This window comes from Streptomyces sp. NPDC101151 (genome assembly GCF_044768335.1).
Classification (GTDB): domain Bacteria; phylum Actinomycetota; class Actinomycetes; order Streptomycetales; family Streptomycetaceae; genus Streptomyces.
The window spans coordinates 50840-63252 of record NZ_JBIWPP010000045.1; the positions used below are offsets into that span (position 1 = coordinate 50840).

At 71.8% G+C, this 12413-nt stretch carries 12 protein-coding genes and 1 pseudogene; 7 read left to right on the forward strand and 6 right to left on the reverse strand.

The annotated features are described in order from the left end of the window. Window positions 1-30 precede the first annotated feature (30 nt). Complete coding sequence (locus tag ACIRU3_RS41685; protein ID WP_404068456.1) at window positions 31-804, reverse strand: MHYT domain-containing protein; 774 nt, start codon at window positions 802-804, stop codon at window positions 31-33. Window positions 805-956: 152 nt separating this feature from the next. Here ACIRU3_RS41685 and ACIRU3_RS41690 point away from each other — a divergent pair, with 152 nt between their 5' ends. Next, window positions 957-1556, forward strand: a complete 600-nt coding sequence (locus ACIRU3_RS41690; RefSeq protein ID WP_404068458.1) for a class I SAM-dependent methyltransferase — start codon at window positions 957-959, stop codon at window positions 1554-1556. A 13-nt stretch (window positions 1557-1569) separates the two neighbouring features. On the opposite strand, the gene ACIRU3_RS41695 is transcribed toward ACIRU3_RS41690, so the two are convergent. Then, window positions 1570-2334, reverse strand: a complete 765-nt coding sequence (locus ACIRU3_RS41695; RefSeq protein ID WP_404068460.1) for an alpha/beta fold hydrolase — start codon at window positions 2332-2334, stop codon at window positions 1570-1572. A gap of 114 nt (window positions 2335-2448) precedes the next feature. On the opposite strand from ACIRU3_RS41695, the gene ACIRU3_RS41700 reads away from it, so the two are divergent. After that, entirely contained in the window at window positions 2449-2982 is a 534-nt protein-coding gene (locus ACIRU3_RS41700; RefSeq protein WP_404068462.1) for a PadR family transcriptional regulator, read from the forward strand. Here ACIRU3_RS41700 and ACIRU3_RS41705 read toward each other — a convergent pair. Continuing rightward, window positions 2959-3864 carry an oxygenase MpaB family protein gene (locus tag ACIRU3_RS41705; protein WP_404068493.1) on the reverse strand — a complete coding sequence of 302 codons (906 nt, stop codon included), beginning with the start codon at window positions 3862-3864 and terminating at the stop codon, window positions 2959-2961. The two genes, ACIRU3_RS41700 and ACIRU3_RS41705, sit on opposite strands and share 24 nt — an antisense overlap. Window positions 3865-3961: 97 nt before the next feature. Here ACIRU3_RS41705 and ACIRU3_RS41710 point away from each other — a divergent pair, with 97 nt between their 5' ends. Together ACIRU3_RS41710 and ACIRU3_RS41715 are read left to right on the forward strand one after the other, a co-directional pair. After that, window positions 3962-4258: a hypothetical protein gene (locus tag ACIRU3_RS41710; protein ID WP_404068465.1), complete on the forward strand. Its 297-nt coding sequence runs from the start codon at window positions 3962-3964 to the stop codon at window positions 4256-4258. Window positions 4259-4398: 140 nt separating this feature from the next. Continuing rightward, window positions 4399-5241: a hypothetical protein gene (locus tag ACIRU3_RS41715; RefSeq protein WP_404068467.1), complete on the forward strand. Its 843-nt coding sequence runs from the start codon at window positions 4399-4401 to the stop codon at window positions 5239-5241. A 99-nt stretch (window positions 5242-5340) separates the two neighbouring features. Here the strand turns inward: ACIRU3_RS41715 and ACIRU3_RS41720 are convergent, their stop codons facing one another. Further along, complete coding sequence (locus ACIRU3_RS41720; RefSeq protein ID WP_404068469.1) at window positions 5341-5523, reverse strand: hypothetical protein; 183 nt, start codon at window positions 5521-5523, stop codon at window positions 5341-5343. A 209-nt stretch (window positions 5524-5732) separates the two neighbouring features. Between ACIRU3_RS41720 and ACIRU3_RS41725 the strand changes: the two genes are divergently transcribed. The 3 genes from ACIRU3_RS41725 to ACIRU3_RS41735 all read left to right on the forward strand — a co-directional run bounded on the left by ACIRU3_RS41725 (window position 5733) and on the right by ACIRU3_RS41735 (window position 11340). Then, a complete protein-coding gene (locus ACIRU3_RS41725) occupies window positions 5733-8585 on the forward strand; it encodes a DEAD/DEAH box helicase (protein WP_404068472.1) in 2853 nt (950 codons plus the stop codon). Then, entirely contained in the window at window positions 8582-9871 is a 1290-nt protein-coding gene (locus tag ACIRU3_RS41730; protein WP_404068475.1) for an SWF or SNF family helicase, read from the forward strand. The genes ACIRU3_RS41725 and ACIRU3_RS41730 overlap by 4 nt, the downstream gene beginning before the upstream one ends. Window positions 9872-9999: 128 nt before the next feature. Further along, the gene (locus ACIRU3_RS41735; protein ID WP_404068478.1) at window positions 10000-11340 is read left to right on the forward strand and encodes an esterase-like activity of phytase family protein; all 1341 of its coding nucleotides are present in this window, start codon (window positions 10000-10002) and stop codon (window positions 11338-11340) included. Window positions 11341-11352: 12 nt separating this feature from the next. On the opposite strand, the gene ACIRU3_RS41740 is transcribed toward ACIRU3_RS41735, so the two are convergent. Beyond that, window positions 11353-11787, reverse strand: a complete 435-nt coding sequence (locus ACIRU3_RS41740; protein ID WP_404068481.1) for a hypothetical protein — start codon at window positions 11785-11787, stop codon at window positions 11353-11355. A 233-nt stretch (window positions 11788-12020) separates the two neighbouring features. After that, a pseudogene (locus tag ACIRU3_RS41745) lies at window positions 12021-12413 on the reverse strand (xylose isomerase); the annotation flags it as partial.

A 12413-nucleotide genomic window follows, 5' to 3' on the forward strand; every position in this document is an offset into this window, starting at 1 on the left:
GTGGGTCGGGGCTCCGGGGCCGGGCTCCCGCTAGCGGGCGATGCTCTGGACGGGCCGCTGGGCCGAGGCGGACGCCTCGCGCTCGCCGGCCGAGGGTGAGAGGGCGACGAAAGCCGAGGTGAGGAACAGATAGGACCCGAGGCCGACGGCGAGGGGGAAGATGAACTGCATCGCCGTGGCCCCGGGCAGCGCCTCGCCGGAGGGGCTGACGCGCACCCTCACCGCGAACATCCCGGTGTAGTGCATGCTGCTGACGGCCGCCCCCATGACGACGGAGGCGAGGGTGACCGCGAGGGGTGAGCTGATGTTCAGTCCCGCCCACAGGGCCGCGGTCGCCGCAACGACGGCGATCAGGACGGAGAGTCCTACGAGGACGGGGTCGTAGCGCACTTGGCCGTGCAGGCGGACCGCCGCCATGCCCAGATAGTGCATGCTGGCGACGCCCAGCCCGGTGGTCAGACCACCGAGGAGGAGCGCCCGGTTTCGGTCCCGGCTGTAGCCGACGGCGAAGACGCCGGCGCAGACGACGACCATGGCGACGATGAGGCTGAGGATGGTCAGCGGTACGTCGTAGCGGATGTCGGTGCCGCTGACCTGGAAGCCGAGCATGGCCACGAAATGCATGGTCCAGATGCCCGTTCCGATCGCGGAGGCGGCGGTGACCAGCCAATTGCGGCGCGACCGGCCGGTGGTGGCCAACGCGCGCACGGTGCAGCGCAGTCCCAGTGCGGCGCCTATACAGGCCATCAGGTACGACAGCGCGGGTGTCAGCCAGCCGAAGGCGGCGTGGTCCAGGTGTCCCATGGCCCCGGGACGCTAGCCGGGGCAGGGGCGCACAACGGGGGCGCATTTCGAAAGCTGTTGGAATATGACACAGAGAGGCAATGGAACGATCGCGTCCCGCTCGAACATGCGCGCAGGGATGCCCCCTATGTCGGTGAGGGATCATGCGGAGCATGAGCGACGACCACACTCACGTCCAGGACTTCTTCAGTGCCCGCGCGGCCGCCTGGGACAGCAGGTTCCCCGACGACGGCCCCGCCTATTCGGCCGCTGTCGCGAATCTGGGCTTGCGCCCGGGCGACCGCGTGCTCGACGCGGGCTGCGGCACCGGCCGCGCCCTGCCTCCCCTGCGCGCCGCCGTGGGGCCCTCCGGGGTGGTGGCCGGGGTCGATCTGACTCCCGCGATGCTGCAGGCCGCCGTACGCGCCGGGCGGAACCGGGAGGGGCGACTCGTCCTCGCGGACGTCGCCGCGTTGCCCCTGCGGTCGGGGTCCTTGGACGCCGTGTTCGCGGCGGGCCTGATCGCACATCTGCCGAAGCCCACCGAGAATCTGCGGGAGCTGGTCCGCGTGGTGCGACCGGGTGGCACGCTCGCGCTGTTCCACCCCATCGGCCGGGCAGCCCTGGCGGCGCGTCAGGGGCGGCAGATCACCCCCGACGACCTCCGAGCCGAGGCCAATCTCGGCCCCCTCCTGGCTCGTTCGGGATGGCGCATGACGTCGTACGTCGACGAGGACGCCCGTTTCCTCGCGCTGGCGGTGCGCGAAGGCTGACGGCAGGGGCGGATCAGTTCTGACCCGCCGCGGCCGCCACTGCTGCCACGAAGGCGTCGGGGCTGTCGAACATGACGTTGTGCCCGGCGCCAGGCACCGTCACCACCCGGACACCGGCTGCCTCCAGGCCCTCCCTTCCCGGGAGTTCGCCGCTGCGCTCGCCCTGCAAGTAGACCCGGTCGATCGACAGGCCTTCCAGAATCGTGCGCATCATGGGGTCCGAGCCGCGCCGGAGACCGACGGCCGTGCGGTGCAGCGCACGCGCATCGGCCAGCCGCATGGTGGCCGCCCACAGTGGCCCGACGGCCTCCAGCACGCGCGCGTACTGCTCTTCGACGAACTCGTCCTCCCCGTAGGAGGCGATTCCGCTGCTGGCGGCCGTGCGCGGCGGGAAGGCGTCCAGGTTGGCCTCCGTGAGGACCAGCCGGGAGACGAGGTCGGGCCGCCGGTGGGCGAGCACGATGGCGACGGCCCCGCCCATGCTGTGCGCGATCAGCTCGGCGCCGGTGACGCCGGCCTGGTCCAACGCGACCGCCACGGCGCCCGCGTTCTCCTCCAGCGTGTAGCCGAAGTGCTCGGGCCGGTCGCTGATCCCGTGTCCGGGCAGGTCCACGAACAGACTGCGCCTGCCCACGAGTTCGGGGTGGGCCGCGATGTGCGCGTGATACACGGAGGACACCGATCCGAGTCCGTGCAGGTACACGCGCGCGGGCTCCTCACCGGGCACCTCCGTCCACCGGATCCGGCTCCCCTTGCTGTCGAATTCAGCCTGCTTCACAGCGCCCTCCCTGATGTCCGTCGCGGCACTCCAGACCATACATCGGGTTCGAGGTATTCCGGTAGCGAAATATTGAAGTACCGCTGTACAGCGAGACTGCGAGAGAATGTGCTCATGTTGGAGCTCGCCATCCTCGGCTTCCTGTACGACGCCCCGCTGCACGGCTATGTCCTGCGCCGGCACATCGCCGCGCTCACCGGCCATGTGCGGCCCGTCGCCGAGAGCACTCTGTACCCGGCGATCAAGCGACTGGAGAAGGCAGGCCTGCTGGCACGGACCACCGAGCCCGGCGCCGTGGCCGCGCCACGGCACGTCCTGACGCTCACCGACGAGGGCAGGCGGGAGCTGCGGCGCCGGCTCGCCGACCCCGGGCAGCGCGAGATCACCGACGAGAACCACTGGTTCACGCTGCTCGCGTTCCTGCGGCACCTGGACGACCCCGCGGCCCAGGCGGCCGTGCTACGGCGCCGGCTGGCCTTCCTGGAGGAACCGGCGAGCTTCTTCTACGACGGCGACCGACCGCTGAGCGCCGAGGAGCTGGACGATCCGTTCCGGGGCGGGGTCCTCAAGATCGCGCGTGCCACGAGCCGGGCCGAACTCGCCTGGCTGCGCGACACTCTCGCCTCACTCGAGGCCGTCGGCAGCTGAGGTGCCCAGGTGCCGGACCGGACAGCCGCCCGTCCCCGGGACCGGGCGGGTGCCCAGGTCGGGCAGCCGATAGCCCTTCGGATAGCCCTTGATCTCCCAGTTCTGTCGCGCGAAGTGCGGTGTTCGGCGCGGCGCCAGCAGCCTGACCAGCCGGCCGCGCGTCCGGACCGCGCGGCGCACGAGGGCGGAAGCGGCCCGGGTGGGCGGCTCGTAGCGGAAGGTGCGCAGCAACGACTCGTCGAGAAGGGCGAGCGTGGCCGTGCGCAGCAGGGGCGCAAGCGGTCGCGGATACCAGGAGGCCATCAGGCCGAGCGTGGCGTCGGAGACCCGTCGGGCCTGCTCGTCCCAGGCGAAGTTCGCTTCTTCGTAGGCGTCGAGGAAGGCTTCGAACTCCTCATAGGTCTCAGGAATGCCGGGAATGCCCAGGTATCGGCCGAGTGTGCGGTAGTACTCGGTGGTGGCGACGATCTCGTGCCGGGACAGGCGACGCCAGCCGTAGGTGTCGATCCAGCGCCTGGGCACCACCACGAAGGTGCTGAGTACGTACCGCATGTCGTCGTCGCCGATGTCGTAGCTGCGGTGCATCCGGTTGATGCGGCGGATCGCGGTACGGCCCTCCTCCGCGTCGAAGCCGTGCTCCACGATGGCGTCGAGGAGCAGGGCGGTGTCGTCGTACCGCTTCTGTGTCCGCTCGGTCAGCTCCGCCGTCCGGGCGAGCAGCCGTCCGATGGCAGGGACGGCGTAGGTTCGGTACAGGGCCAGCTCCAGAGCCCGTGTGTAGTCCCACGGGAATTCGAACGCCACGCTCAGTCGGTAGATCTCCAGGGCGTCCCTCACCGGGTCCATCCGACGGATCTGCTCCAGCCGCTCGTAGCGCTTCACCGCGCCGTCCCCCTTCTGCCGTCGAAGTTCCAACTCTACGTTGAACAACAGCAGATGGACGATCATCGAAGACCCCGTTCGGGGGAAGGTGGTGCACGTGTTCGACGTGATACGCAAGTACGCTGCCAGATTCCGTACCTCCTCGCAGGCCGAATCGCCCGGCACCCGCGTTCGGCGCGCACACAACTTGTTCGAAGCGGCAGCCGCCTATGTGGCGGCCTGCGCGGAGGACGACCAGGAGCGGATCGACGAGGCGGCGGCGTGGGTGTCGCCGGAGGCGCTCTCGTTCGGGGTGAGCGAGCTGGCGTGCCGGGCTGTCATCGCGCTCGCCCGGGAGCGCGACGAGTCGCCCGCGGCGGTGGCCCGCGACCTCCTCGGGCTGCCGGCGGCCTGAACGGGACACGTCGCCGACCGTGGTCGTTTCGCCCCCGTCCAGGTGGAAACCTGCAGCTCCGCGTGGTGTGCGGAGTCGTGACAAGCGGCTTCCGCTCGCACTAGGGTGCGCGCCGATGGGTGAACCACTGGGAGGCAGGGATGGCCGGGACGAACGATGAGGCCGTCGCCACCGCGGACGAGGCGCTGTATGTGCTCACGGCGGTGCTGCTGACGCCTGCGCAGTTTCCGAGCGTGCTGGGCGACGACTATCCGGCGGCCTGCGCGGCGCTGGACCTGGCGCCGCGCGCCGACGGATACGGCCTGGTGCTCGGGCAGGACGGGGACGGCGCCCGCTGGACCGTCGTCATCGACGACGTCTCGCTGGTCGCCGTGGCGATCGCGTCCTGGGACTGCGGCATGGAGTACGAACTGTCGCCGGACGAGCGCACGGTCGTGGCCGCCCTGCCGGGCTGGCCGCTGGCGGTCGCCGTCGCCGCGCCCGGTGTGCCCGCGCCGCACGACCCCGCCCCCGAGGTCGCGGACGGGCCCGCCCTGACCCCGCCGGACACCAGTTCCTGGGGACCGGCCCAGCGGCGACTGGGCGCCGACGAGATCGCGCTGCAGTGGGCTGTCTGGCGGGAGCAGATCGCAGACGGCTACTTCCCCTCGCCCGACGAGCAGGCGAAGACGGCGGAGGCAGCGGCGCGTGGCGAGGAGAACGCTCAGAAGGGCGGCCACCAGGGCATCCGGCGCGTACTGGCGGAGGCACGCGGCTACGTCGACTCGCCGCCGCCACTCGGCCGGGTGCGCTCCTCGTTCGCCCCGGGCGACGCCCGTACGCTGCGCGCCGACGGCCCCGGATGGTCGATGGTGGCGCGCACCGACGACATCGCCTTCGTCCTGCTCGACGACGAACCTGGGGAAGTCCTTCCGGTGGGCCGGGGCGCCGAACTGCCCGGCCTGCTGGAGGCGCTCGACAAGCTGGCCGTGCGGCCCAGCTGACCCCGCGGGGCCGCGTCCGTCACGGAAGCGCGGCCCCCGACGATCCGGGGTCCGCCTGCCTCCGTCCCGGCGAACGGATCTGATCCGTCCGCCCGTTTCTCAGCGGCCGAGTTCCTTGCGTGTGACTCGGCGCAGCCTGCGCCGCTGCGAGGGGTCCAGCGTCAGATACGCGGCGACGGGGACCCCCACCACGATCAGGAACGCCACCCACCAAGGCAGCCATATCAGCAGGATGAGACCGACCGCCACACCCCCTGCGGCGATCTTCGCGGTTTTGGACATGAGCGTCGCCTCCTTCGCGGCCACTGCCGCTCTCTGCTCTGAAAACGGCCCCGCGCTCTCGGCGGTTCCGAAGCCCGACCCCGAGACATCCCTGAGACACGCCCCTAGTGGTCCGGGTCACAGCGTAAGCCTTCAGGGTGCGCCGTCGGTGTGCTGTAACCTCGACCGTTCCGAGCGACTAGTCAAATTTGAGGAGTGCGGGCAGAGCTGTGCAGAGGTATCCCACGGCACCACTCTCCGACCTGTCCGAACTGGCCCGCTGCTGCGTGGTGTTCGTACCGTCCGACCCCGCCCGCGCCGGCCTGATGGCCTTCTGGCAGCCGGACGGCGAGGCTCTGCCCGCCTTCACCGGGGGCTCCGTCTCCCAGCTGGACGTGGTGGTGTCCGCGCCCGACGGGGCCGCCGAGCGGGTACAGCGGCCCGCTCTGCTGCTGCCGGTGCGCGCCGCCCTGCCGGTGCTCATGCGCGCGCGTGCCGAGCCGGAGGGCCACCGGGCCACCGTCTTCTGGAGCGCGGCCGGCCTGCTGGCCCTGCACTTCCTGGCCCGCGGCCTCCTCCTGCCGGGTCTCTCCCCGAGCGATCACGACGCCTGGCGGACGGGGCCGCTGTCCGCACGCGACACGGAGCTGGTCCGCGAACTCGCCGCGGCCATGCCGCCGGAGGCGCACGCCGTGCCGCTTGCCGCCGTCGGCCGGCCTCGGCTGCCCGACCCCGAGCGGCTGCTCCGCGCTTTCCTGGACGCCGTCGCCGACACACTCCCCCGCTCCCCGGCCGCACCCTTCGTGACGGGCGGTGCCGCGTACACGGCACCGGAACCGCAGCATCTGCCCGGCCTGCGGGCATGGGCCGACGACATCGCCGCCGGCCACGACGCGGGCGTGCGGCTGTCGCTGCGTGTGGAGGCGCCCGGCGTTCCGGACAGCGCCGACGAGGACGGCAACCCGGTGCGGTTCCGTGCTGTGCTCCAGGTGCACGGCCTGAGCGGGGCGGCAGACGTCATGGACGCCGCCGGCCTGTGGTCCGGTTCGGGACCCGCGCACCAGGCCTTCGACCCGCGTGCGCGAACGGACACGCTGCTGGCACTGCGCCGGGCGGCCCGGTCGTGGCCACCGCTGACGCCCCTGCTCTCCGCCGCCGTTCCCGACGTCGTGGACCTTGCCGACGACGAGATCGCCGAACTCCTGGGCGAGGGCGCCCTGGCGCTGGCAGCCGCCGGAGTCGACGTGCACTGGCCGAAGGAGCTGTCCCGCGAGCTCACCGCGCACGCGGCCGTCGGTCCGCCGGACGCGGAGGTTTCGGCGCTGCCGTCGTTCCTCTCGGCCGACGCCCTGCTCACGTTCCGTTGGTGGTTCGCGATGAACGGGCGGGAGCTGTCGCGCGACGAACTGGACCGGCTCGCCGAGGCCAAGCGTCCCCTCGTACGGCTGCGCGACCGATGGGTGCTGGTCGACCCTCGGGAGGCGGAGCGCGCCCGTGCCCGGCAGGACCGCTCGATGGCCCCGGTCGAGGCGCTGGCCGCCGCTCTGACGGGCTCGGCCGAGGTCGACGGCCACCGGGTCGAGGTACGGCCCACGGGGTGGCTGGCGCAGCTGCGGGAGCGGCTCGCGGATCCCGAGGCGGCACACCCCGTCGCCCCACCGTCGGCGCTTGCCGCCACTCTGCGGGACTACCAGCTGCGGGGCCTCGGCTGGCTGGCCCGGACGACGGCCCTCGGTCTGGGTTGCTGTCTGGCCGACGACATGGGTCTCGGCAAGACCGTCACGCTGATCGCACTGCACCTGCACCGGCAGAAGGACGCCTCGTCGGCCGGCCCCACGCTCGTGGTGTGCCCGGCTTCTCTGCTCGGCAACTGGCAGCGTGAGATAGAACGGTTCGCCCCCGGTGTCCCGGTGCGCAGATTCCACGGATCCGGGCGCGGCCTCGGCTCCTTGGCGGACGGGGAGTTCGTCCTCACGACCTACGGCACGATGCGCCTGGACACCGAGCGGCTCGCCGCGGTGCCCTGGGGGATGGTCGTCGCCGACGAGGCGCAGCATGTGAAGAACCCCTATGCGGCGACCGCGCGTGCGCTTCGGTCCATCGGCGCACGCGCGCGTGTGGCGCTCACGGGCACACCGGTGGAGAACAACCTCACGGAGCTGTGGGCGATCCTCGACTGGACCACACCGGGGCTGCTCGGCCGCCTCGGCACCTTTCGCGCGCGCTATGCGCATCCGGTGGAGGGCGGCCGGGATCCCGCGGCCGCGGAGCATCTCGCGCGGCTCGTGCGGCCGTTCCTGCTGCGGCGCCGGAAGTCGGACCCCGGAATCGCGCCGGAACTGCCGCCGAAGACCGAGACCGATCACCCGGTGGAACTGACGCATGAACAGGCGGGTCTGTACGAGGCGTTGGTCCGCGAGACCCTCGACCGGATCGCGGCCGCCGACAACATGGCCCGTCGGGGCCTGATCGTGAAGCTGCTGACCGGGCTGAAGCAGATCTGCAATCACCCGGCACAGTTCCTCAAGGAGGACGATCCGAGGCTCACGGGACGCTCGGGGAAGCTGGAACTGCTGGACGAGCTGCTCGACACCATTCTCGCGGAGGGCTCGGGCGTGCTGGTCTTTACGCAGTACGTGCGGATGGCCCGCCTGCTCGAACGGCACCTGACGGCCCGTGGAGTGCCCTCGCATCTGCTGCACGGCGGTACCCCGGTCGCCGAGCGCGAGGGGCTGGTGCGGCGCTTCCAGGCGGGCGAGGTGCCGGTGTTCCTGCTGTCGTTGAAGGCCGCGGGAACGGGCCTGAACCTCACGCGGGCCGATCATGTCGTGCACTACGACCGCTGGTGGAACCCGGCGGTCGAGGCGCAGGCCACCGACCGCGCGTACCGCATCGGCCAGACCCGACCGGTGCAGGTCCACCGGCTGATCGCCGAGGGGACCGTCGAGGACCGCATCGCGGAGATGCTCGGACGCAAGCGGGAACTGGCGGACGCCGTGCTCGGCAGGGGTGAGGCCGCACTGACGGAACTGACGGACGCGGATCTGGCCGCGCTGGTGGAACTGCGCGAGGAGGCGCGATGACCCGCTACGACCATGAGCACGACCGAGGCCTGGAGCGGACGTTTCCCGCGCTGCCGCCCGCGCGCGGGCGCGGGTTCGCACAGAGCTGGTGGGGCCGCGTCTGGCTGGGGGCGCTGGAGGACGCGGCACTGGATTCCGCCGCCGTGAAGGCGGGGCGCCGGCTCGCGCGCGCGGGCGGAGTCGGCGCGGTGACCATACGGCCGGGCCGGGTCACCGCCGTCGTCCGCGAGCCGAAAGGCGCGGCGCACCGGGCCGACGTCCTGGTGCCGGAACTGCCCGAAGAGCAGTGGGGCGGTTTTCTGGACCTGGCGGTGGAACAGGCGGGACACCTGGCCGCGCTCCTGGACGGGGAACTGCCCTCGCACCTGATCGAGGATGCGGCGGTCAGGGGGATCGAACTCCTGCCGGGCCTGGGCGATCTGGAGCCCGAGTGCGACTGTGGGGCATGGGACCACTGCGGGCACACCGCTGCGCTGTGCCATCAGGTGGCACGGCTGCTGGACGAGGATCCGTTCGTACTCCTGCTTGTCCGCGGCCGGGCCAAGAGCGCGTTCCTTGACGAGCTGAACGTGCGGAGTGCCGCCTCTCCGGACGAGCCAGCGGAGGCAGCGGGGGTTGACGCGGCGGAGGCATGGGCGACCGCTGACATCCTGCCTCCGCTGCCCGCCACGCCCGGCCTCCCGGAGGTACCCGGCGGACCGCCGTCGCTCGACACCGGGGCGGGTCCGGTATCCGGGATCGACCCTTCGGCGCTGGAGTATCTCGCCGCTCGTACGGCCGCGGAAGCCCACCGGATGCTGGGGCAGGCACTCAGCTCCGATGGTCAGGAAGGCGCAAGCTTCACGGAGTTGACGGCCGCTCAGGATGTCGTGCGGCTCGCCGACGGGACGGCGCCCAGTGCGGTCGCCGACCGACTCGCGGAAGGGGCGGGGCGAGGCCCCGACGGGCTGGTGACGGCCGTCCGTGCCTGGCGCGCCGGAGGTGTGGCGGCCCTGGCCGTGCTCGACGAGGAGTGGCAGGTGGAGGGCTCCGCACTCGCACGTGCGTGTGCGGCCCTGGAAGCGGCCTGGGAGGAGGACGAGCGGCCGTCGTTCCGGCTGGCAGGCAATCGCTGGACCGTCCCGGACGAAGGGGTTCAGCTGCGCCTGGGCCAGGACCTCCGCTGGTGGCCGTACCGCGAGGAGGGCGGCCGCTGGGTTCCGGCGGGTGGCGCGGACCGGGATCCCGCAACGGCATGGGAAGCGGCCCGCGTCCGCACCGAGTACCCGGCGCAGGCAGGCTCCTGACAGGCTGTCACCCCGTGGCGGGTACCCGACGAGTGGTGGACGCCGCCCGTTCACCCTGGGGTCGTACGGCGTTCCTCCTGGGGCCCAAATGTGGCCGCAGTCAACGAACTTGCCCCCAGGAGGCCCCGATGTCCCCGCACGCCACCGGCCGGCGCCGCGTCCACCGTTCTGTCACCACGGGCCTTCCGCTGGCCCTGGCGGCCGCCCTCGTGGCCGCGGGAACCGCCAAGGCGGCGCCGTCCGGTGACGCCCGTGTCATCCGCACGGCGACCCTCGGGGAGATTCCGCTCGGCCCGTTCAGCAACGCCCTGCTGCCCCGCAGCGTCGACGACGACCACGGAGTGGATCTCGGGGGCATAGGCAGCGACATCTACCCGGCGGGCCGCAAGGGCGAGTACTGGACCGTGACCGACCGCGGTCCCAACGGCCAGATCAAGGTGGACGGCAAGAAGCGCCGGACCTTCCCGGTGCCGGGATTCGACCCCTCGATCGTGAAGATCAGGGTTTCCGGCAACCACGTCGAGGTGCTGGACGCGATCCCGCTCACCACGTCCTCGGGCAAGGCCGTCTCCGGGCTGCCCGACCAGAAGAGCCGCGACGAGGCGCCGTACACCTACGATGCCGCAACCGCGCTCTCGTTCGACCCGAACGGCTTGGACACGGAGGGCATCGTGCGGGCCGGGGACGGGACCTTCTGGCTCGTGGACGAGTATGGCCCTTCGCTCATCCACGTCTCCGCGCGCGGGAAGGTGCTCACCCGCTATGTACCCAAGGGGCTGAAGCTCACGGGAGCCGACTACCCGGTGGTGGAGGCGCTGCCGTCCATCCTGCTGCACCGGAAGATCAACCGGGGCTTCGAAGGACTGGCGCAGCTTCCCTGCGGCGACCTGGTGCTGGCTCTGCAGAGCCCGCTCTCGCTGCCCGACGAGGACGCCGGGGACGCCTCGCGCACGACTCGACTGCTGCGCTTCTCCCCTCGGAAGAAGGCCGTCACCGCCGAGTATGCCTATCGCTTCGACCCGGTGAACGTCGTCGACCCCAGCGAGGACGACACGTCCGAGTTGAAGATCTCCTCGGTGGTTGCCGTGGGCGGTGACCGGTTGCTGGTGGAGGAGCGGACCGACAAGGCGGCCCGGCTGCAGCTGGTCAGGCTGGGGCACAGGGCCGACATCCTCGGCGGCCCCTGGGACGACGACGCGACGTCTCCGTCGCTGGAGCAGCTGGACGACCCGGCCGCGGCGGGGGTGCCGGTGCTGAGCAAGCGCCTCGTGGTCGACCTGGGCAAGGTGAGCGGTGTGCCGGGGAAGATCGAGGGTATCGCGCGCGTGGATCACGACACGCTCGCCCTCATCAACGACAACGACTTCGGGATGACCGACGGCGCGGGCGCGTTCGACGCCCAGGGCCGCCTGGTCGACAGCGGGATCGAGACGACCGTGACCTACGTCCGGCTGCCCGAAGGACTGTGAGAGGAGCCCCCCTCAGGGCAGTTCGTCCGGGAGAGAGGGCAGCAACGTCTCCAGGCCGCTCGGCAGTGTGCTCGGGAAGCCCGAGGGCAGTTCGGTCGGCAGCCGCGACGGCAGCCGGCTGGGCAGCTCGGTGGGGAGGCTGAAGGAGGGCCGGGGAGCACGGCTCGTGCTCGCGCCGCTCTCCTTCGGCCCCTTCTCGTCTCCCGAGCCGTGATTCCCGGAGGCCATCATCACCACGACGAGGACGGCCGCGGCAGCCACCAGGACGACCAGGACGGCGAACAGCGGGCTGCGCCTGCGTCGCGGAGGCTCCGGGGGCCATGACCGGGCCGGCTCGTCCGAAGGGGGTGGGCCGTAGCCGCCGTGCGGCGGCCCGAAACCGCCGGGCGGAGGCGGAGTGCCGTGCGGCGGCCCGGGCGGCACAGGAGGGACAGGAGGCAGAGACATACCGTCCAGAGTCGCCACCGCCCGGTCACATGACCACCCGCGCACGGAAGCTGATACCGGCTCATGCCGCGGACGGCACCGTTCCGTCGTATCTCGCGCGGAGAACGGTCAGCGGGACAACCGCCTCTCCGACTCCCCGAGGACGGCGGGCACGCACCGGTGCAGGCCCCCGAAGGCGCCGGGCACGCGCGCGGGTGCGCGGCTCGGAATCGGTCTCCCGCGCGCGTGCGCACTCAGTCCCGTGCGCCCAACAGGTGGTCCATCGCCAGCTGGTCGAGCCGTTCGAAGGCCATACCGCGCGCTGCGGCCGCTTCCACGTCGAAGTCCTCGAACGCCGTGCGGTCGGCGAGCAGGTCCTGCAGCCCGTCCGCGGCGGTCGGCCGGGCCAGCTGGTCCAGGCGCGAGGCTCGCAGCGCGTCCTGGACCTCCGGGTCGGCGCGGAAGGCGGCCGAACGCTCCTTCAGGATGAGGTAGTTGCGCATGCAGCCGGCCGCCGACGCCCATACGCCCTCCATGTCCTCGGTACGGGGCGGCTTGAAGTCGAAGTGGCGCGGCCCCTCGTACCCGGCGGACTCCAGGAGGTCGACGAGCCAGAAGGCCTGCCTCAGGTCGCCGGCGCCGAACCG